Genomic DNA, 20,877 nt, shown 5'->3' on the forward strand with positions numbered 1-20,877 from the left:
CCTGAAGCATGGTTCAGCAGGCCGTCACTTGCTTACTCCACGGTGTATCATTTTCGCCCGCGGCTCGTCCAGACCGTTCATGGACTCCCGGAATAACCGGATCCGAATGACCGTGCCTTCCGCGTCCGGATCCAGCCATATCCTTCCGCCATGCCGCTCAACCACGCTCTTCGCGATGGATAATCCGAGTCCGCTGCCTCCGTCGCTTTTCCGGGCACGATCTCCGCGAACGAACGGCTCGAACACCGAGTGTCTCACGTTCTCGGAAATTCCCGGGCCATTGTCGCCTACGGTCAGCAGCGCGCCGTCAGGCATCGCCTCGAGCTCCAGCCAGACGCTCGCGCCTGGCGGATTGTATTTCAGAGCATTCGCCAATGTATTCGTGAGCGCCCGGCGCATGAGATCATCCTGATAGGACAGTTTGACCGGCTTATCGGCAATGCGGATGTCGAAGCCGATTCCCTTCCGCTCGAACGAATCGTACAGATCGGCGGCCGTCGTGCGGCACAGCTCGGCAAAATCCCCTGGCTGAGGCTCAAAAGGCATATCCGCGCTCTCCAGCTTCGTCAGTTCAAACAGGTCGTTCACGAGGGAAGCGATCAGTTTCGACTTGGCATGAATCCGGCCGGCATATTTCCGGCGCTGCTCCGGATCCTCTTCCATGCCGAGCTGCAGCACCTCCGCATATCCCTGGATCGTGGATATCGGCGTTTTCAAGTCATGCGAAATGTCCATCATCAGCCGCATCCGTTCTTGTTCCAGCTTTCGCTTATCCGACTCCGCCTGCTCAAGCCTGTCCGCCATCCGGTTGAAATGATGCCGAAGCTGCATCAGCTCCTTGCTGGCGTTATAACGGAGCCGCTCCCCGCCCCCTCCTTCGGCGATCCGTTCAAGACCCCGGGATACGTCCGCTAACGGATTCGTAAACTTCCGCGCGGTCAACCGTCCGTACAGCCATAAACTAAACAGAAATGCAGCGGCGAACCACAGCAGGCCGCGCAGCAATATTCCCGTAAACGCATCGGTGATGTCCGCGGTCGTCTTCACCAGGCGGCTTTCCTTCTTGACCGCCCCGTCCGGTATCGTTACAAGCAGCCGATATTCTTCGCCCGATGATTGGAAAGGGGCGAGGGAATGGTAGTCCGACCGGTTTCCTTCGTAGAACAAGGCGTAGAGTTCTTCCTCCGAATAGGAGGTTTGGGCTTCCCCGGCCCCTTTGCCCCTCGCAAAAACGACATTCAAGCGCTGATCCAGCACCTGGATGTACCCTCCGAAAGACTCCACGGTCTCGTAAGGGATGCTCTCCCAATCCTCCCGGACCAGACGGTCCGCTTCCACCATGGGCAGCGTTCGGTTTACATAGGCGTCGCGGGCATCATACATGCCGTCATACACCAGAAATCCGATGATCCCGAGGATGACGGAGAACAGCGCATAATTGATCATCAGGCTCGCATGTACGCTTCGGCGCTTCGTCATCATAGAGCATCCTCTGCGCTCAGCTTATAGCCGAGCCCTTTAACCGTGATCAAAAACTGCGGCTCCCGCGGATCGTCCTCCAGCTTATCCCTCAGCCTGCTGATCTGGACCATGACCGTATTGCTGTCTTCCAGATACGGCTCGTTCCATACGCTCTCATATATTTGACGCTTCGTGAATATCCGGCCCGGCGCCTCCATCAACAGCTTGAGCAGCTTGTACTCCAGCGGCCCGAGCGTAATCGTCACGCCCCGTTTGTACAACACGCAGGCTTCATGGTCCAGAACCAGCGGTCCGTTTACGGTCCGAAGCGGTTCAGCCGCCCGAAGCGGCTCCGCCCCCTTAAGATCGTAAAACCGCCTTAGCTGCGCCTTGATTCTCGCCACGACTTCGATCGGACTGAACGGCTTGGAGATGAAATCGTCCGCCCCGAGCCCAAGCCCGGTAACTTTATCGACATCTCCGCTCCTGGCCGACAAAATAATGACGGGCAGCCTGAGCTTCTCACGGATGCGCGCGATCAACTGATAACCGTCCAGCTCCGGCATCATGATGTCGATCACTGCAAGGTCGATCCGCTCTCGCTGCAGCAGATTCCACGCTTCCCGGCCGCTGGATGCTTCCAGTACGCGATAGTGCTCGCGCTCAAGGAACAGCCGCAGCAGCTCGGTGATGTCCGCTTCGTCATCGGCGATTAAGATTGTACGTTCTTCGCTTGGTTTCGCATAAGGTTCCACTTGGTTTCTTCCTTTCAATCATCGACGGCCTAGCCGCTTGCTCTATATAGAACTATACACCGTAACGATCGGTTCAGGCATCGGCTTGGGGGAAATGTAAGGATAATGTAAGGTTCCCGACAGTCAGGCTACAGGCAGGAATGATACGCTGAGGACATGACAACGATTGGAGGATGTTTATGCGTACACTCGAAACGGCACTATGGATCACGAATCTCGCTATCGTCATCGGATGCGTCATGCTATCGCGAAAACGCCGCCGCCCGGTTAGCTTCTGCTCCTGGGCCGCGGCCTTGAGCGCAGCATTAAGCATCGCGCAAATATTCGCGGAAGGATACCGCTGGCAGATGTTGCCGGTTTATGCCGCCAGCCTGGCTGCAGGGGGAATGGCGTTGTATCATGCCGGGACTTCGCGCAAGAAGACAAGGAACGCAGCCTCGGACATGAGCGATAATCCGCGCCCACGGCTTCGCGGATTCAAGCGTTTGATGATCGCTTTGGTATTATGCCTGTATGCCATCCTGTCGGCTGCCCTGCCGTCGCTTCTGCCGGTGTTCACGTTTGCCGAACCGCAAGGAACGTACAAGGTCGGAACAACGACATTGATGCTGGAGGATAAACGAAGGGAAGAGCCGGCTACGGAGGATCGGGCGGATCGGCGCAGGCTCATGATTCAAATCTGGTATCCGGCGGAAGCCGGCACAGGCAGCGGCAAGGCGCCATACATCGAGCATCTGCCGATTGTTCTGGAAGGCCTGCGCCAGTCGATTTCAATGCCTCCGTTCCTGCTGAGCCAGCTAAAGTATGTGCAGCCTTATGCCATGCAGGATGCGGAAGTATCCCGGGATCAGGAGCGATATCCCGTGCTGCTCTTCTCTCACGGGCTTTCCGGCTTTCGGAACCAGAACACGTTTCAGGTAACGGAGCTTGCCAGCCGGGGATATATCGTGGTCGGCATCGACCATGCCTATGACGCCGCCGCCGTCGTGTTCCCGGACCGGACCGCCATGCTCAAGCTTGGCAATTTATCGGGCTTTGATGCCTACGAGGAGAAGAGCCGGCTCTGGGTGGAGGATGCGAAATTTGTCCTGGACGAGCTGGAGCGGATGAGCGGGCCTGCCGCTTCAGGGTTCTTGTCCGGGCGGCTCGACATGGACAAGATCGGCATGTTCGGCCACTCGTTCGGCGGGGCGACCGCGGCGCAAATGCTGCTGGCGGACAGCCGGGTGAAGGCCGCACTGAATATGGACGGAACCCTATACGGACAGCCGGTGCCGGAAGGCGGCTTTGGCAAGCCGTATATGCAGATGAATGCTGAGCTAAGCATCGACCGTGCCGTATTTGAACAATCGCTGGACCGGGCGATGGCGTCTTCCGGCCGCAGCCGGGAGGATTACGAGCAGTTCTGGGCCGAGTCGGTCGAACGCCGAAGCCGCGCGGAGTCGGGTGAAGCGCATACGATCATATTTGCCCATGCGAACCATATGAGCTTTACGGATTTTTACCTGTTCTCCCCGCTGCTTCCGCCCAAGGGTGCGGAGCCAAGGCAGATGCACAGCTCGATCAACGCGCTGTCCGAGGCCTTTTTCGATCAATATGTGAAAGGCGATCCGGGCGCCTCGGTTGAAAAGACCGCGCTCAGCCTGCCGGGACTGATCCGACCGTAAATTTTCAACTCCAGCCAAGCATGGTGACATGCCGGGCTGGAGTTTTTGATAGTAAGAATGAACCCCATTCATCTATAATGGAATCAGGATTTTATTTCCAAATGGAATGTGACAAGGGGGATTGAAATGTCGGAGTATCACGTCCGCATTTTGCAGCTTCGGGAGGATGCCCGTGCCAACGGATACAGCTTGGGCCGCAGCCTGCAAGGACATTCGATTGTGCAAGCGTTCGAAGCGATGACCAAGCCGGAGATTGATACAGACCGGATGCGCGGCATTTACCGCACGTTTGCTCCGGTGCTGCTGGAAGAGCTTGAGGGGCTGGCGGAGGGGCTGAAGCTTCCGTTCGGCAGGGCAGCCGCTTTATTCAGCGGATACGATGTGCCGAAGATTGCTGCGATGGGCTGCTCTGCCCTGATGACCCGCGGGTTTTACGCCAGAAATTATGATTTTGCCCCTGAGTTCTATGACGGACTGTTTACGCTGTCCCAAACAGGCCAAGGCTATGCGACGGCCGGCTACAATTTGCAAGGGATCGGCAGGCATGACGGCGTCAATGAGAAGGGACTCGCCGCCGGCTTGCATTTTGTCAGCTTCGAAGGATACCGGACGGGCGTGTCCCCTTGGATCAGCGTGCGGATGGTTCTCGAGTCCTGCGCGACCGTAGAGGAGGCCGCCGACATGCTGCGGAGCATTCCGCATGCGGCGTGTTACAACTTTTCGATCGGGGATGCGCATGGCAGCATGGCGATTGCCGAAGCAAGCCCGGATCAAGTGCTCATCCGTACTGGCGAGGAGGCGATGGCTTGCGTGAACCATTATGAAACGCTAACGGGCCGTAACCGCCCGTCCATTGAGCATTCCCTTCGCCGGAAACGCTACCTCGAAAGTTTGGATCCGGAGCGGTTAACTGCCGCGGAAGCCTTCGACATATTTAAGAACCGGCAATCCCCGCTATTCTTCACGGATTACGACCAGCTCTTCGGAACGCTTCACACCTTCGCGTATTCGTATGAGGACGGCGTCGTATTAACTTCCCTGGCGCAAGGCCATCCGCTCGAGTTTTCCTTCCGGGAATGGGTTCAGGGTAAAGATATCGAGGCTCGGGAGCTTACGGGGCGTATCGACGGTCAAAAGGAATAAAGCGATGCGAGAGAGGTCAAGCTCATGGATCCTTACTTAACGGTATTGTCAGGCGGTGACCCGGATAAGGGGACCAGTGAGCATCGTCACCGGGATGAAGGCCTGCTACGGCCGCATACGCGATGGTGGAGGGACGGTGGATCGTTCAATCGGTCAGCTATACGGAACGGGCCCCGTCGGCATTAGTCTCGAAACTGACGCCGGAGGATAGAGCGGCTTTCATGGAACCATGAAGGGAAGCCGATCGGTGGCGGTTACCATCTAAAGCGCTTCTTTCTAAATCGGGAGGAGCGCTTTTTTTCGTTGTTGGTCTCATGATTAACTGCGGGCTCCTGCTGCCTTAGAAAATGAATGTTATATTTTTTCGTTCAGCCGGCTAGTTCCAGGTGAAATTATATTATAATGTACATATTCGAGCTCTGATACGAAACAAAATTTGCGACTACAGGAAGACCCTGGTGGGAACATCATCATGAATCGAACATCCCGGTCTTCGGCTTCGGAGGAATTGCTTATGGGAATGGTCTTCTCGATTTTGAAAAAATACCGCGTTGCCGCGATTGCCGCACTCGTCATGATGCTGATCGAGCTTACCGTGGAGCTGATTCAGCCACTGCTCATCTCCAAAATTATCGACGACGGCATCCAGAAAGGAGATCTCCCGGTCGTATGGATGTGGGGAGGCGTCCTGCTGGGCAGTGCTGGCATCGCTTTCATTGCCGGCATTGCGAGCTCCTTCTTTGCCGCGCATACGAGCCAGGGGCTGGGCTATGATCTTCGGGACAAGCTGTATGACAAGGTTCAATCCTTCTCCTATTCGTTGTTTAACCGGTTCGCCACCTCCTCGCTTATAACGAGGCTGACGGGAGACGTGACCCAAATCCAGGAGACCGTGTTCATGGCGCTGCGGTTCATGAGCCGCGTGCCGCTGCTGGTGACGGGAAGCATTATCATGGCGCTGGTCGTCAATGCAAAGCTGGGCGTGCTGCTGGTGCTGACGGTTCCGGCATTGTTCATCTTTATCGCCTGGATGATGAGACGGGCAGCCGATGCGTTCCGTACCGTACAGCAGAAGCTGGACGCCGTCAACGGCGTCATCCAGGAGAATCTGACCGGCATCCGCCTGATTCGCGTGTTCGTTCGCATGGGGCACGAGATTCAACGCTTTGCCCGGACGTCGGGCGAGCTGATGAGCACGACCGTGTCGACGCTGCGGCTTACGGAGATCACGATGCCCTTCATCCTGCTCGTGATGAACGCCGGAATTATGGCCGTGCTGTGGTTCGGACGCAGCGATATCGCGGCGGGAAGCGCAAGCGTCGGCGAAGTGGTTGCCGTCATCAACTACTCTCTTCGCTGCATCGGAGCGATGTCGGCGCTGTCCTGGATCGTGGTCGCGTTCTCCCGCGGACGCGCCTCCGCGCAGCGGGCGCAGGAGGTTCTGCAGACGGAAGACCGGGAAGCCGATCAGGAGAACGGCCAACGATCCGCAATGAAGCGGATCGAAGGGGCCGTCGAGTTTGAGCAAGTCAGCTTCAGCTATCCCGGGAGCGATATCGATGTGCTGACGGATATTTCCTTCCGGGCCCGGGCAGGTGAGCGCATTGCGATCATGGGGGCGACCGGCTCCGGTAAATCCTCTCTCGTTCAGCTCATTCCGAGGCTGTATGAGCCGGATCAGGGCACGGTTAAGGTGGACGGCATGGATGTCGGCTCGATCTTGGCCGATCATCTTCGCGGCAGCATCGGTTATGTTCCGCAGGAGGTTCTGCTGTTCTCGGGCACGGTGCGGGAGAATATCGCCTGGGGCCGTGAAGACGCCACGCTGGAGGAGATTCAGGAGGCTGCGAGGCGCGCGCAAATTCACGATACGATCGAACGGCTGCCGAGCGGATATGACACGATGCTCGGTCAGCGCGGGGTCAATCTGTCGGGCGGCCAGAAGCAGCGGCTGTCGATTGCCAGGGCGCTTGTCCGCAAGCCGGCAATTCTCATCCTGGACGATAGCACGAGCGCGCTGGATGTGCGTACCGAAGCGGCGCTGCTGGATGCGCTGAAGGATCTATCCTGCACGACGTTTATCATTACGCAGAAGATCAGCTCTACGACTTCGGCCGATCTCATTCTGCTGCTCGACGATGGGCGCCTCATCGGAAAAGGGAACCATGAAACCTTGATGGAAAGCTCTCCGCTGTATCGCCGCATCTATGAATCCCAATATGGAGAGGAGGCCGGGAAGCATGCTCAAGGCATTCATTGAACCGTTCCGCCATCCGAGACCTCAGCTGGATTTGGGGAAAGGAACGGACGGCGCGTCAGGCCGCAAACCGAAGGCAAAGGCCAAAAACATGTCAGGCACGCTGGCCAGAATCTGGTCCTATCTTGCCCGGCGCAAGGGCAAGCTGGCTTTGGTGCTGCTGATGGTCATGCTAAGCTCGGGACTGTCCCTCCTGGGCCCTTATCTGCTTGGGATCGGCGTGGATGAGTTCTTGGTCAGTCTGAAAGGGCCGGAGGAGGCCCCCTACGATTCGGGCTGGATTTACTTCCTGATCGGCTTGGCAGCCGTCTACATTCTGCAGGCCCTGACGACCTGGCTTCATAACGTCTGGATGATCGGGATCGCCCAGGAGACCGTATACCGGATGCGCATGGAATTGTTCACGCATCTGCACCGGCTGCCGATTCCGTTCTACGGCAAACGGCAGCAGGGCGAAATTATGAGCCGTCTGACCAATGATATCGAGAATGTCAGCTCGACGCTGAACAGCTCGGCCATTCAAATCTTCTCGAGCGTGCTGACGCTGGCCGGAACGCTGACCGTCATGCTGTGGCTCAGTCCGCTGCTGACGCTGCTGACATTCCTGGTCGTTCCGCTCATGGTGCTGGGGATGCGCTGGATCACCCGGCGGACGGGGCCGCTGTTCAAGGAGCGCCAGCGCAATCTCGGCGATCTGAACGGCTATATCGAGGAAACGCTGTCCGGCCAGCGGGTGATCAAGGCATTCTCCCAGGAAGAGCGGGTAATCCGGGAATTTAATGAGCGCAACAAGCGGATTCGGTTATCCGGCTTCTGGGCGCAGAGCATTTCCGGCTTCATTCCGAAGCTGATGAACGGATTGAACAACCTCAGCTTTGCGATCGTAGCGGGAATCGGCGGCATTATGGCCATCAAGGGCTATATTTCGATCGGCACGATCATTATCTTCGAAAGCTATGCCAGACAGTTCACAAGACCGCTGAACGATTTGGCGAACCAGTGGAATACGCTGCTGTCGGCGATTGCAGGGGCAGAGCGGGTATTCGAAGTGCTGGACGAGGAAGTCGAGGCGAAGGATGAAGGGGCAGCCGTTACGTTAACGCATGTCGACGGGGCCGTAGCCTTCGAGAATGTTTCGTTCTCTTATGAAAAAGGAGGGGACACGCTGGAAGGCATCAGCTTCGAGGCCAAGCCCGGCGAGATGATCGCGCTTGTCGGCCCGACAGGCGCCGGCAAGACAACCCTGATCCAGCTGCTGTCCCGCTTCTATGATCCGGACAGCGGCCGGATTGCGCTGGACGGCCGGGACCTGTCCACCATACGCAGGGAGAGTCTGCGTTCGCAAATGGCCTTCGTGCTCCAGGATTCATTCCTATTCCAGGGAACCATCCGGGAGAATATCCGCTTCGGACGGCTGGATGCGACCGACGAAGAGGTTGAAGAGGCGGCCAAGCTGGCGAATGCGCATTCCTTTATTATGCGGATGAAGGACGGCTACGACAAAATGCTTAAGCCGGACGGAAGCGGAATCAGCCAGGGACAGAAGCAGCTGCTTGCGATTGCGCGTGCGATCTTGGCCAATCCCTCGATGCTGGTGCTGGATGAAGCGACGAGCAGCATCGATACCGTCACGGAGATCAAAATCCAGGAGGGCTTGCAGCGCTTGATGAAGGGGAGAACAAGCTTTGTCATCGCGCACCGTCTTAACACGATCCGCTCGGCAGACCGGATTCTCGTGCTGAAGGATGGGCGCCTGCTGGAGCAGGGCACCCATGACGAGCTGCTGAAGCAGGGCGGCTTCTACAGCGAGCTGTATCACAGCCAATTGAAGCGGGCGGCAATGTAAAGGCTCTGCGTGCAGTCTGCGAACGATGCGAATACAGGTTCGAAAAGCACACAGCAAAAGCAAAAGCAAAGCAATACCACCGGACGTTAACGGGCGAAGTATTATATTCGCTCTAAGCATCCGGTGGTATTTTTTTAATGCCTTTTGACGGTTAGTACTAGTCCTATCCTGCGCTGTCCGTTTGCAATCGAAGGAACAATCCCAGCAGCGTATTTGGTGGCCGGCTGCCCCAGAGCTTCGCCGTTATCCCTTGGATCCTGTTGCCTGAAGCTCCGGAGTACGCCGGGCGTTCCGTCCGAACTGTACGGCGTACAGCAGCAGGATGCCGAGCTGCACAGCCGCCAGAATGACATAGATGTTACTGTAGGTGGAAGCGCCTTGGTCTGTATTGAGCGGATTCCAGGCATGCGTGGCTCCTACATCAACAGCCTTCCCGTAGATCCCCGTGGCGATCGCTCCCGATAGAAAGTTCAGCAGGGAGAACAGTCCCATGCCGACCCCGGTCTGCTCTTTCGGCAAGGACAGTGAGATCGTCTTCGACAGCGAAATTTGCATGAACATTTGGCCGACATTGCCGAGAATCAGAATCAGCGCGATCCCAATCGGGGACACCCAGGCGAAGGAGGACAGCAGCACAAATCCGGCGATAAGCAGCGATGAAGCGGCATAGAACAGGTAAGAGGTTCCTTTCGTATCCGCCAGTTTGCCTCCGGTCCGCCCAAGAAATGCCGTAAGGACGGCACCCGGTACCATAATGAATCCGATCCAGCCAGGCTCAAGCCGATGAACGTCGGCGAGCAGCTGAGGCGTCAAAAACGGAAGGGCGTAGCCGATGCTCACAATGAATACGCCGAGCGTTAAGCCGACGGAGTAGCCGGCGTTGCGGAACAGGCGGGGCTGGACGAATGGCGTCTTAGCCGCTTTGATGCGAATCACGAATAGAATGAACAGGATGAGGCTGCCTGTGGCATAGATCCAGCCGCCTTGGGTAACGGCCAGCAGCAGCAGGGCAACCGTTCCGGCGAGCAGACCGCCGCCAAGCCAGTCAATCTTGCCGCCCTGCCCCTGCTCATCGCCCAAATATTTATGGTACAACGGGAGCGTAAACAAGATGACTAGCGGGATGAAGAACAGCCAACGCCAATGAAACACGCTTACCATGAGCGCCGATACGATCGGGCCGATGGCGCTGCCGATGGCGAGTCCCGTAGCGGTAATCCCGAGCGCCCGACCGCGGGTCTCCGCCGGAAAGTAACGTACCGGAATAATCATCGCGGTGGCGGGGATGACCGCAGCGCCGGAGGCTTGCAGGATGCGGCCGAGAAGCACCATCCAGTAAGCCTGCGATGCCAAACCGACCATGGAGCCGACGAAGAACAGCAGCAAGCCGAACGTAAGCAGATTTTTCAATTTATACGTATCGGCAAGCTTGCCGTATATGACGGAGCCGATGGCATAGATGAGCATATAAATCGAAGACACCCAGCTGACCTGCGCAAAGGATAACTGAAAGTCCTTGCTCATTTCAGGCAGGACGATGTTAAACATCGTTGCGCTCATGGATGAGAGAACCATCGTAAACGCCAAAATGCGTATCAATTGATTAGCATGGGGTCTTTCGGGATCGACGTGCATATCGATTCCCCCTTTCCTTTGATTACGATTTATTTTACAATCGATAGTTAATAAATAAAAATATATGTTAAGTTATGCATTCATATACTAAAGGTTATGGAAAGAGAGGTTGATTCATCATGGAACTGCTTCAGCTTCAATATTTTCAGACCGTGGCCCGGATGGAGCATATGACCAACGCCGCCAAGGAGCTGCGAATCGCCCAGCCTGCCCTGAGTAAGACGATTGCCCGCCTGGAAGAGGATCTGGGCGTTCCGCTCTTCGACCGGCAGAATCGGCAGATTAAGCTTAATTCGTTCGGTAAAGCGTTTCTGAAAAGCGTGGAAACCGCCTTGTCGGCGCTGGAGGAGGGGCGGCGCGAAGTGACGGACCTTGCGGGAATGGAGCGCGGGAGCATTCGCTTGGCGACAACGGCCTTAAACCGGCTTTCGAAGGCGCTGGGCGCGTTCCGTACCGCTTATCCGGAGGTGAACTTTCGAGTCGTCCAAATTCCCCCGAATGCCATGTTGGATATGGTGGGGATGCTGGAGAACGGCGAGGTGGATTTATGCTTTATAGCAGCATCGCTGGAGGAAGCTAAAATCCGGGAAATGCCTGTCCTGCAAGCAGAGGTGTATCTGGCTGTACCTGCAGGACACCGGCTGGAAGGACGCGAGTGCATCTCGCTCCAGGAGCTCTCGGGCGAAGCCTTCATCGAGTACAAGGAGGGACATCCGTTCCGTAAAATGAATGATGAGTTTTGCGAGTCGGCGGGGATCCGCCGAGAGGTCGTCTGCGAAGTGGATGAACCGGCAGCCCTTAACAGCCTGGTGTCAGCCGGGCTGGGGCTCGCATTTGTGCCCGGATGCAAAGGGGATGACAAGCCGCCGTATTCCATGCTGCGCATCGAATCTCCCTCCTGCCACCGAACCTTCTCCATAGCTTGGCTGGAACAGCGGTATTTGTCCAAGGCCGCGCTGCGGTTTCGGCAATTTCTCGTCGACTATTTTAATGAGCTGCAGGAGCCGGTGGAGCAAGAGCGGATGGAGCAAACGCAGGCGTTCCGGCAGCTGCAATAAATGGAGCAGCCCCAGCCGTGCCGGCAGCTGCAATAATTGATTTATCCCAATATAACCAGCGGGGCAGAGGCAGGATTAGGTCCAGGCGCTGAAAAGACGGAGCCGCAATCGGAACGTAAAGCGAAAGATGATTAGGCCTAGAGCGGATGTGGATGATTTCCCGGCTGCTGCGCAAGCCGCAAGATTTGAAGCGGCAGCACAAAACGATAGAGCCCCTTATCTCTTGTTCGGCTGCAACCCGGTAAGAGGGACGGGGGCTTTTTTGTCGTGTTTACGTTGTTTGTGAAATGGAAGATTCATAGAGGGAGTCGGCAGCCGGAAGCTGCCATAGGACCTGCTTAAAGCCGCAGAAGCCGTTAAGAAAAGAGATGCTGTGCGCTTAGGAGCATGGTAAGGATACTGATTCCGATCATGGTGATGCCGGCAAGCTTCATGAGCCAGATTCTGGGTTCGATATCTTCGCCATCTTCCCCGCGTCGTTTGAACCATCGGGATTCGGGGCGAAGCAGCGCAACTACACCAATTGCAATTCCAGCGCCGCCCAGCAAAAGTGAAGTTATAAATGTCTGAATAGGGAATTCATCAAAATAATAGGACAGCCCGATTAGGATAAAAATCACGCCGATAAAGGCAGTGATTACACTGTAGATTTGCGATTTAAATAAATCGCTGTCGTCTTGTTCCACATCTTCCGGAATGCGTGCGAGCATCCTCATCCAATCGGAATCCGGATTGCGGAACGCATACCATCCGAATGCGATTTGCATGATACCGAGCAGCATCAAAAACATATGATTAGCCCCCTTCGCTTACTTATTTATTTACGCACCCTCTCCCAACTTGTTCCAAGATATGTAGGGCTAAATCCACTTTCTCTGCAGCGCTTGCATCCTTTACGCTTCTAACCCAAATTAACGGTTGCCATCTATGGAATGATCTGGTATGATGGTGTCCTTCTCTCATTTTCGCCTTGTCTGAAGTGGACGGGTCCGCCGTCTAATATGCTTATCGGAGGTGCTGCATGCTTTATTTCACTTTGGCTTCCAAAGCCTATGCCCGCAATTTGCAATACCGCGGGGCCCACATGGTGCACAATATCGCAAGCGCGATGTTCGGCTTCATGTACGCGTGCATCTGGATCGGTCTCGGTGCGGATCATGCGCTTGGAGAGTACGGAACGCAAGGGATGGTCGGCTATATCGCCTTTACCCAAGCCGCACTCTGGATCTCCAGCTTCATCACCAATGGCCTCGGCATTCCCCAAGCCGTCAGAACCGGCCATATTTCCCTGGATTTGATGCGTCCCGTCCATTTGTTCAGCCACCTGATGGCCAAGGAATGGGGCCAAATCGCTTATCAATTCATTTACAAATCGATTCCGATCTACGTGGTGTACTATTTCACATTTTCCTTGGAACTTCCCGGAAAAGCATCGGATCTTCTATTTGTAGCCCTTGCGCTGGCTGGTGCAGCTTATTTATCGATCTGCATCAATTATCTCATCGGCGCATCCGCGTTGTGGACGACGGAATCCTCTTGGTTGTATTGGGGCAACCATGCGATGATCAACCTCCTCGCAGGCTTCTTTATTCCTATCGAATGGCTGCCTGGCTGGCTGCAAACGGCAGCTTGGTGGTCTCCGTACCCTTATCTGCTGTATGTTCCGACTCGACTGTATTTAGGTTTTGGCAACGTCTCTAATTTGTGGGGAACGTTATTTTGGTGCGTGCTGCTTACGCTGGCTTGCTTGCTGGCGACCGGCTTCTTGAGGCGCAAGGTGGAGGTGCAGGGAGGATGACCGCAAAATCCTGGTTGTCGCTGTATGCGCTGCTGATACGTACAAGCATCAAAAGCCGCATGCAATACAAATTCAATTTTGTGCTGGCTTCCATCCTGGCCGCATTGATTCAGATCTCCGAATTTCTGATGGTCGCGATCGTGCTCTATAAATTCGGCGCCATTCAGGGGTGGTCGATGCACGAAATCGGCTATCTGTTCGCAGTGATGACCTTATCGAAGACGCTGTACCGGACGTTCGCTGACGAGGTCCACCATCTGGAAAAGTATTTGGTGAACGGCGAGCTGGACCAGCTGCTCACGCGGCCGATGCCGGTGCTGCTTGCGCTGATGCCGCAGAAATTCCGCATCATGCTTGGTGAAGTGCTGCAAGGAGGCTTTCTGCTCTGGTGGTCGCTGGGCGGCATGATGGGGAGCGGGCAGGTGGGATGGAGCGCTGTACCGCAGACGTTATACATCATCCTGACCGGGGCTGTCATCCTGTTCTCGATCGGACTTGCTACCGCGACCTTCGGCTTCTGGACGACCCGAATCACGGAGCTGCAGAATCTGACGGAGGACGCCGCAAGGACCGCAGCCCAATACCCGCTGACGCTGTACCCGAAATGGATGTCGTCCATTCTTCTGATCCTCGTTCCGGTCGGACTCGTTAATTATGTCCCGTCCCTATACATACTTCGCGGCGAGCTGGGATGGTGGGTGCTGCCGGCTTTGGCGGGAGCCGCGCTGCTCTGTCTCGCGCTCAGCTTGAAATTCTGGCAGTTCGGTTTGACCAAATACCAAAGCACGGGCAGTTAAGGAAGGAGGCAAACGCCATGATCGAAGTTCAAGAAATTCGCAAGTCGTTCAAAACCCCCGTTGTCAAGGAAGGACGCTTCTCCGGAATCCGGACCCTGTTCTCGAGGGAATACCGGACCAAGGAGGCGGTTCGGGGGATTAGCTTCAAGGTGGACCGGGGTGAGTTCGTCGGATACATCGGACCGAACGGAGCCGGTAAATCAACGACCATCAAGATGCTGACCGGCATTCTGCACCCCACTTCCGGAGAGGTGGTCATCGGGGGGATGAATCCGCACCGGGAGCGGCGAGCCGTCGTCAAGCGCCTGGGCGTCGTGTTCGGCCAGCGGAGTCAGCTGTGGTGGGATCTGCCGGTTCGGGATTCATTTGATATCTTGGCCAAAATGTATGCCGTCGATGAGGCGGACAAAGTGCGGAGACTCGAACAGTTTACGGAGCTGCTCGATCTGCAGGCGTTCTGGGAAACGCCTGTGCGCAAGCTGTCGCTCGGACAGCGCATGCGCGCCGATCTGGCCGCTGCCATGCTGCACGATCCGGATGTGCTTTTCCTAGACGAACCGACCATCGGCCTCGACGTTAATGCCAAGCGCAATATTCGCCATTTTCTGAAGCTGATCAACGAGAAATTCGGGAAGACGATTCTGCTTACGACCCATGACATGGATGATATCGAGCAGCTGTGCAGCCGGGTGATGGTGATTAACGAAGGAAAGCTGTCTTATGACGGAACGGTTCGCTCGCTTCGGGATTCCATCGGATTGCCTACCCTCATTACGGTCACCTTCCGGGGACCGTTCCAAATCCCGGAGTCATTTATGGCGACTGGCGATAGCTCGGCCCAGGCCCGAATCCGAGTGACCCGCGTTCTGGACCAGAGCGTAACGATCGAGGCGAACCGGCGCGAAATGAATACGCTGGAAATTGTCAAGGAGCTGGGGAAATGGGGGGAGCTGGATGACATCGAGATGCAGGATCCGGATTTCGAGGATGTCATTCACAAGGTTTACTAGCTGTTTTTCATATCGCTTTTCATTTTAACCCAATCTTAAACTTGAGGTCGCTTTACTTTTCATAACGGCATGTAGACTGTTAGTTGAACAAAAGGCTGGACTACGATTGCCGGGATGGAGAGTATGATTATACCGCCGATCACCTACGCCTGTTAAACAACTAATAGAGGTGATAGAGATGATGGAGAAGAATCGTTCACGAGCGAGAATGGCCGGGTACATCGCCGGTATGGCTGCGCTCATGTATGCACTCCCCCATTTTTGGTGGGGATTAGGGATTGGGCTGGCTTTCCCAGGCGACTTCGAGGGGGCGCCGGGTGAATTTTGGAGCGTCTTGATCGGATATTGGGGAATGGGAGTTTTAGCGGTTTTTGGCGCTTTGTTCGCGCTTGCCTTTGCCATGCCATGGGGAGAGAGGCTGCCGAAGCTGCTGCTTCTCATCCCGGCCTGGATCGGTTCAGCAGGTCTAACGTTATGGGGATTCTCATACTTTGTCCTGAAATTTCAGCTTGCGATTGGCCGCGTGCAATCGGCTCCCGCCTTTGCGGTCCAGGATGCAAGCCCGATGGCGGTGTGGGGCTACTTCTGGTATGGACTCTTTCTCGTATGGGGAATATCGCTGGGGACGGCTGCATTGTATACCGCAAAGATCCGCAAGGAGAAGACCGAGCCGTTGCGGGTCACCGGCTGAGGGATCCCGTCGACCGGCCGGATACGACCGGAATCGAAGGTTGCAAAATTCTAATGGATGAAAGAGTGGACATTTCCGGAAACATTGTACAATATAATAGATATCATATCGGGGGACCTCCGGGGTCCTCTTTGCATTTTATTGCAAACCGTCATACAGTAGGAGTAAGATCAGAGATTTGAACTTGTATTTACATATATAGAGGGTGAACCGGCATGAAGTTAATGAAGCGGATCTGGCTGCGCATCGGAAACTATTATCGCAAGAAACAGGATTTTGAACAGGCATTGAAGTATATGAGAAAAGGCGAGGGAGGGATTACGAGCTTTAATGATAAGCTCCTCTACGCCGAGCTGCTGCATAACGGTGGCTATTCGGATGAGGCTGTCGACTATTTGGGCCGCGTGATCGAGACCACCGGCAGCCATCGTGCTTATGAACGGCGGGCTCATATTTTGCGTGAGATGGACCGGGAGCTGGAGGCTATCGCGGACCTGGACCAGGCGATTGCATTAAATGCGGACAACTATATGAATTGGTATACCCGCGGGATCGCCTATAAAGACCTTAACCGGTACGAGGAGGCCATCCGCGATCTTAAGGAATCGATCAAGCGGGAAGATCCGAGCACGGTCATTTCCACGTATTATGAGCTTGGGATGACGTATTATGAGAGCCGGAATCCGGCGGAGGCCGCGAACTGCTTCCGTGTCAGCATCAAGGAGCCTTCCCGAGCCATTCCGATGTATTATTACATGCTGTCGGTTTGCCTGGACCTGATGGATGAACTGAAGGAAGCGGTGAGCGTCCTGCAGGAAGGGATCCAGCTAGCAGACCGGTATGAAGCGGAAGCCGACCAGGGTTATGCCCTGTTTGCTTCCAGCACGAATTACAGCTACGGCGCGTTTCTGTCGTTTCAGCGGCAGATGCGGGAAGCGTATTCGTTCCGGAAACATATGGCGGATCTGCACCTGCAGCTTGGGGCCTTCGATCAGGCGCTGGCGTATATATCGGAAGCGATCGAGCGTTACCCGGAAGCCTATGAGCTGTACTTGAAGCGGGCGGATATCCACAAAAAATCCGGCAGCATGCAATCCGCCAAGGCTGATCTGGAGCGTGCGATCGAAGCGGCTCCCGATGATTACCGCGGCTACTTCGAGCTGGCGCGGCTCTATCGCGAGGACGGGCTGGAGGAGCCGGCCTTCGAGCTGATCTCGAAGCTGTATGCCAGAATGCCCGAGTCGCCGCTCGTCTGCTACTGGATGGCGGACAGCTATTACCGGCTCGGACGCAACGAGGAGGCGCTGAAGCTGAACGATAAGCTGCTCCGGCTGGAGCCGGACGATGCGCCGAATTTCGTACAGCGCGCCGATATTCATATGGAGATGCATGATTTGCCGGCTGCCGAGAAGGCGCTGAAGAGCGCGATCGACATTCAGGATGCCTCCGAGATCAGAAACAAGCTCAGTTATGCGTTGTACCTGCAGGGGCGCAATGAGGAAGCGCTGCTGGAGCTGCAGGAGGCGGTCAAGCTGGACGAGGACTTTTCCACCCATCCGACCTATCTGGCGGCCAGCGGGCATATCTACAAGGAGATGGGCTTGTGGGATCTTGCGATCGATGCTTATTCCAACGCGATACAGGCGGTTCCGGGCAATCCGCGATTCTATGAATTCCGGGCAATCTGCTTCGTGGAGACCGGCCAGCTGGAGCGGGGGCTTGCCGATTGCTCGCAGGGTCTGGAGCTCGATCCGGAGTACGGCAATCTGTATAGTCTGAGAAGCGGAATCTATTATTCCATGCTGGATTACAGCCGCGCCAAGGAAGATACGATGAAATTTCTGGAGCTTGTGCCGGGGCATCCGGGCGCTTATTTCCGGCTGGGTCAGATTCACTACAAGGACCATGACGAGGATGCCGCCTTGTATGCATTTGATCAGGTGCTCGAAGCCGTCCCGAATCATGCGGACAGCTATCTGTATAAAGCGCATATTTATTACGGCCAATTTGAGACGGAGGAGGCTGTTAACGCCATCGTCAATTGGAGCCTTCACCTGGATAAGGAGATGTCTCCGGGAGACAAGATCCAGGCGATCCAAGGTTTGGAGGGCTTCGAGGAGGATGTCTTGGAGCGGGCGGTTGAACGATTGACGGGGATGTACGGTCACCAGCTGTACTTGTCTTAGTTTCCAGGTAAAAAATGCTTGGCCTAAAAGCACCGCAAGATGGCTCACACTTTATCCGAACTTATGGTATGATTCTAATGTTATTGTTGCAGCTCGTTGCTCGCAGGCTGATCCAGCCGCGCGGGCTTTCTTCATGTGAGGGAGCAAGACAGGCAAGGGGGGGATGTATTCTGATCTCGCTGCAGAAGGTGAATAAGAGCTTTGTTGATGGTAATGAACATTATCAAGTGATAACCAATGTATCCCTCGACATCGCTGAGGGAACGATTCATGGAATCATCGGTCCAAGCGGAGCCGGAAAGTCGACGCTGCTGCGTTTGATGAATGTGCTGGAGAGCCCCGATTCGGGCAGCGTGCAGGTGAACGGCCTCGAGCTTACCGCGCTCGGAAGCCGGGCTCTCAGGGAAGCGAGAAGGTCGATCGGCATGATCTTTCAGCATTTTCAGCTGGTCGGCAACCGGACGGCTTATGGAAATGTAGCTTTGCCGCTCGAGCTGGCAAAGACTCCGAGGGCAATCAGGGAGCAGCGCGTACTTGAAGTGATGAGATACGTCGGGCTGGAGGACAAGATGAGGCAGTATCCGGCGCAGCTCAGCGGGGGGCAGAAGCAGCGTGTCGCCATTGCGCGAGCGCTGGCGAATTCCCCTTCCGTTCTGCTCTGTGATGAGCCGACCTCATCGCTTGACCCGAAGACGACATCCGGCATCCTGGATGTGCTGCGGAAAATTAACCGGGAGCTTGGCGTTACCATCGTCATCGTGTCTCATGAGATGGATGCGGTGCACGCGATTTGCGATCGGGTGTCCGTCATGGAGAAGGGGCGGTTAACGAGAACCTACGACGTAAAATCATCGTCCGGGCTCTCTCAAACCGGGCTGGCGGCAGAAGCATCAAGGGAAGCGGAGGAACCGGACCATGGACGCGCCTAGCATTATTCAATATTTGAACGATTACTTCACATATGTGCAGCAGTATGACACGGAAATATGGCGCGCCATCGGCGAAACCTTCGTCATGGTCGGCATTTCGATTGCTGCGGCCGTATTTCTGGGTCTTCCGGTCGGAACAGTGTTATTTCTATGCCGGAAGGGGCAGCTGTACGAAAACCGCCCGTTGTTCTCCGTCATGAACGGCTTGGTCAATATCATCCGTTCCTTCCCCTTCCTGCTGCTGGTGGTCATCATGATCCCGCTCACCCGCCTTATTGTCGGGACATCCATCGGTACGCTGGCGGCTGCCGTTCCACTGTCGGTTGTCGCCATCGCATCCTACTCGAGACTGGTTGAGCAGTCGCTGCTGGAGGTGCCCAAGGAAGTGCTGGAGGCGGCCTCTTCGATGGGTGCGTCGACGCTGCAGATCATCTTCAAGTTTCTGTATGTCGAAGCCAGATCGGGCCTTACGCTCGGCCTTACGACATCGACCATCAGCTTCATTTCCTACTCGACGGTCATGGGGATCGTCGGCGGCGGCGGGGTCGGCGATTTTGCCATCCGTTACGGGTACCAGCGCTTTGAGACCGAAATCATGGTGTTTACCATCATCATTATGGTGATCTTGGTGCAATCGATTCAATTTGCGGGCAGTCTGGCTGCAAGATTGCTCGACAAACGGAAAGACTGAGCGTCCGCGGGCATTTGCACTACACATGCAGCACATTTTACACAAATCAATTATTTTACATGGGGGTAACAAAGACGATGAATAAAAAAATGGCGTTAATGATGCTGGCTCTGATCCTTCTTCTTGCCGGCTGCGGACAGAAGCAGAATGGTAAAGAAGATCAAGGGAGCGGCCAATCCGGAGCTGGCGAGGAGGTAACCCTAAAGGTGGCGGCGCTCATCCCGCCGATGACGGATGTGCTCGAAATGGCGAAGCCCAAGCTGAAAGAGGAAGGCATCAACCTGGAAATCGTCATCCTGTCCGACAATGTGCAGCCGAACAATGCGCTGGCGAATAAGGAAGTGGATGCGAACTTCTTCCAGCACGTGCCGTACATGGAAGAATACAATGCCAATAACGGCTCGGAGCTCGTACCGGTGGTGCCGATCTATAACGCGGTGTTCGGGGCGTACTCCAAGCGTTACGACAAGATCGAGGACCTTCCCGAAGGTGCGACGATTGCGATTCCGAATGATCCTTCCAACATCGGACGTTCCTTGGTCATGTTCGAGAAGAACGGCTTGATTAAGCTGAAGGAAGGCGTCGGCATTAAAGCGACGCAGGCTGATATTATCGACAATCCGAAAAACTACAAGTTCAAGGAAGTCGATCTGCTCATGCTGGCGCGTACGCTGGACGATGTGGACATGGTTGCGATGACTCCGGCTTATGCCAAGCCGCTTGGCCTGACGCCGAAGAACGATGCGTTGATTACGGAAGGCAAAGATTCCGAGTTCACGATTACGCTGATTGCGCGCAAAGACAATGTCGAATCCGAGCCGATCCAGAAGCTGGCGAAGGCGATGACGAGCCCGGAAGTGAAGAAGTTTTTCGAGGATAACTATTCCGAGATTGCACTGCCTGCATTCTAAATTAAGCTATAGGTATAGCTGAATTTTTACTTGTTCTTTGAA

The 20,877-nt window shown here is 55.4% G+C and carries 17 protein-coding genes; 13 read left to right on the plus strand and 4 right to left on the minus strand.

Translation table 11 applies throughout. From position 1 onward, the window contains the following. Positions 1–24 precede the first annotated feature (24 nt). A complete protein-coding gene (locus NST08_RS06740) occupies positions 25–1,482 on the minus strand; it encodes a HAMP domain-containing sensor histidine kinase (RefSeq protein ID WP_028404514.1) in 1,458 nt (485 codons plus the stop codon). Further along, the gene (locus NST08_RS06745) at positions 1,479–2,216 is read right to left on the minus strand and encodes a response regulator transcription factor (RefSeq protein WP_028404515.1); all 738 of its coding nucleotides are present in this window, start codon (positions 2,214–2,216) and stop codon (positions 1,479–1,481) included. Before NST08_RS06745 ends, NST08_RS06740 begins: the two co-directional genes overlap by 4 nt. Positions 2,217–2,395: 179 nt before the next feature. Between NST08_RS06745 and NST08_RS06750 the strand changes: the two genes are divergently transcribed. The 4 genes from NST08_RS06750 (at position 2,396) to NST08_RS06765 (ending at position 9,129) form a co-directional block, all read left to right on the plus strand. Then, positions 2,396–3,883, plus strand: a complete 1,488-nt coding sequence (locus tag NST08_RS06750) for an alpha/beta hydrolase (protein WP_034272709.1) — start codon at positions 2,396–2,398, stop codon at positions 3,881–3,883. Positions 3,884–4,009: 126 nt separating this feature from the next. Beyond that, entirely contained in the window at positions 4,010–5,026 is a 1,017-nt protein-coding gene (locus NST08_RS06755) for a C45 family autoproteolytic acyltransferase/hydolase (protein ID WP_144878433.1), read from the plus strand. 514 nt (positions 5,027–5,540) lie between these two features. After that, positions 5,541–7,286, plus strand: coding sequence for an ABC transporter ATP-binding protein (locus NST08_RS06760; RefSeq protein ID WP_341035051.1), 1,746 nt, complete (start codon positions 5,541–5,543; stop codon positions 7,284–7,286). Further along, positions 7,267–9,129, plus strand: coding sequence for an ABC transporter ATP-binding protein (locus tag NST08_RS06765; RefSeq protein WP_341034178.1), 1,863 nt, complete (start codon positions 7,267–7,269; stop codon positions 9,127–9,129). Before NST08_RS06760 ends, NST08_RS06765 begins: the two co-directional genes overlap by 20 nt. Positions 9,130–9,372: 243 nt before the next feature. On the opposite strand, the gene NST08_RS06770 is transcribed toward NST08_RS06765, so the two are convergent. Then, on the minus strand, positions 9,373–10,764 hold the full coding sequence (locus NST08_RS06770) for an MFS transporter (RefSeq protein WP_341034177.1): 1,392 nt from the start codon (positions 10,762–10,764) through the stop codon (positions 9,373–9,375). Between the two features lie 119 nt (positions 10,765–10,883). Between NST08_RS06770 and NST08_RS06775 the strand changes: the two genes are divergently transcribed. Then, complete coding sequence (locus tag NST08_RS06775) at positions 10,884–11,822, plus strand: LysR family transcriptional regulator (RefSeq protein WP_028404518.1); 939 nt, start codon at positions 10,884–10,886, stop codon at positions 11,820–11,822. Positions 11,823–12,178: 356 nt separating this feature from the next. Here NST08_RS06775 and NST08_RS06780 read toward each other — a convergent pair whose 3' ends face one another. Continuing rightward, a complete protein-coding gene (locus tag NST08_RS06780) occupies positions 12,179–12,613 on the minus strand; it encodes a hypothetical protein (protein WP_051425070.1) in 435 nt (144 codons plus the stop codon). A 230-nt stretch (positions 12,614–12,843) separates the two neighbouring features. On the opposite strand from NST08_RS06780, the gene NST08_RS06785 reads away from it, so the two are divergent. From NST08_RS06785 to NST08_RS06820, 8 genes are all read left to right on the plus strand, one after another. Beyond that, positions 12,844–13,620, plus strand: a complete 777-nt coding sequence (locus tag NST08_RS06785) for an ABC transporter permease (RefSeq protein ID WP_341341622.1) — start codon at positions 12,844–12,846, stop codon at positions 13,618–13,620. Beyond that, positions 13,617–14,417 carry an ABC transporter permease gene (locus NST08_RS06790; RefSeq protein ID WP_341341623.1) on the plus strand — a complete coding sequence of 267 codons (801 nt, stop codon included), beginning with the start codon at positions 13,617–13,619 and terminating at the stop codon, positions 14,415–14,417. Before NST08_RS06785 ends, NST08_RS06790 begins: the two co-directional genes overlap by 4 nt. Before the next feature lie 17 nt (positions 14,418–14,434). Continuing rightward, the gene (locus NST08_RS06795; RefSeq protein ID WP_341341624.1) at positions 14,435–15,427 is read left to right on the plus strand and encodes an ABC transporter ATP-binding protein; all 993 of its coding nucleotides are present in this window, start codon (positions 14,435–14,437) and stop codon (positions 15,425–15,427) included. A 178-nt stretch (positions 15,428–15,605) separates the two neighbouring features. Further along, a complete protein-coding gene (locus NST08_RS06800; protein WP_341341625.1) occupies positions 15,606–16,118 on the plus strand; it encodes a DUF3995 domain-containing protein in 513 nt (170 codons plus the stop codon). Positions 16,119–16,333: 215 nt separating this feature from the next. After that, positions 16,334–18,304 carry a tetratricopeptide repeat protein gene (locus tag NST08_RS06805; RefSeq protein ID WP_028404524.1) on the plus strand — a complete coding sequence of 657 codons (1,971 nt, stop codon included), beginning with the start codon at positions 16,334–16,336 and terminating at the stop codon, positions 18,302–18,304. A 170-nt stretch (positions 18,305–18,474) separates the two neighbouring features. Next, on the plus strand, positions 18,475–19,233 hold the full coding sequence (locus NST08_RS06810) for a methionine ABC transporter ATP-binding protein (protein ID WP_198031530.1): 759 nt from the start codon (positions 18,475–18,477) through the stop codon (positions 19,231–19,233). Further along, entirely contained in the window at positions 19,220–19,924 is a 705-nt protein-coding gene (locus NST08_RS06815; protein ID WP_341341626.1) for a methionine ABC transporter permease, read from the plus strand. The genes NST08_RS06810 and NST08_RS06815 overlap by 14 nt, the downstream gene beginning before the upstream one ends. Positions 19,925–20,001: 77 nt before the next feature. Beyond that, the gene (locus NST08_RS06820) at positions 20,002–20,835 is read left to right on the plus strand and encodes a MetQ/NlpA family ABC transporter substrate-binding protein (RefSeq protein WP_007130891.1); all 834 of its coding nucleotides are present in this window, start codon (positions 20,002–20,004) and stop codon (positions 20,833–20,835) included. Positions 20,836–20,877: the final 42 nt, after the last annotated feature.

Source organism: Paenibacillus sp. FSL K6-1566 (assembly GCF_038050475.1).
Classification (GTDB): domain Bacteria; phylum Bacillota; class Bacilli; order Paenibacillales; family Paenibacillaceae; genus Paenibacillus_AQ; species Paenibacillus_AQ lactis.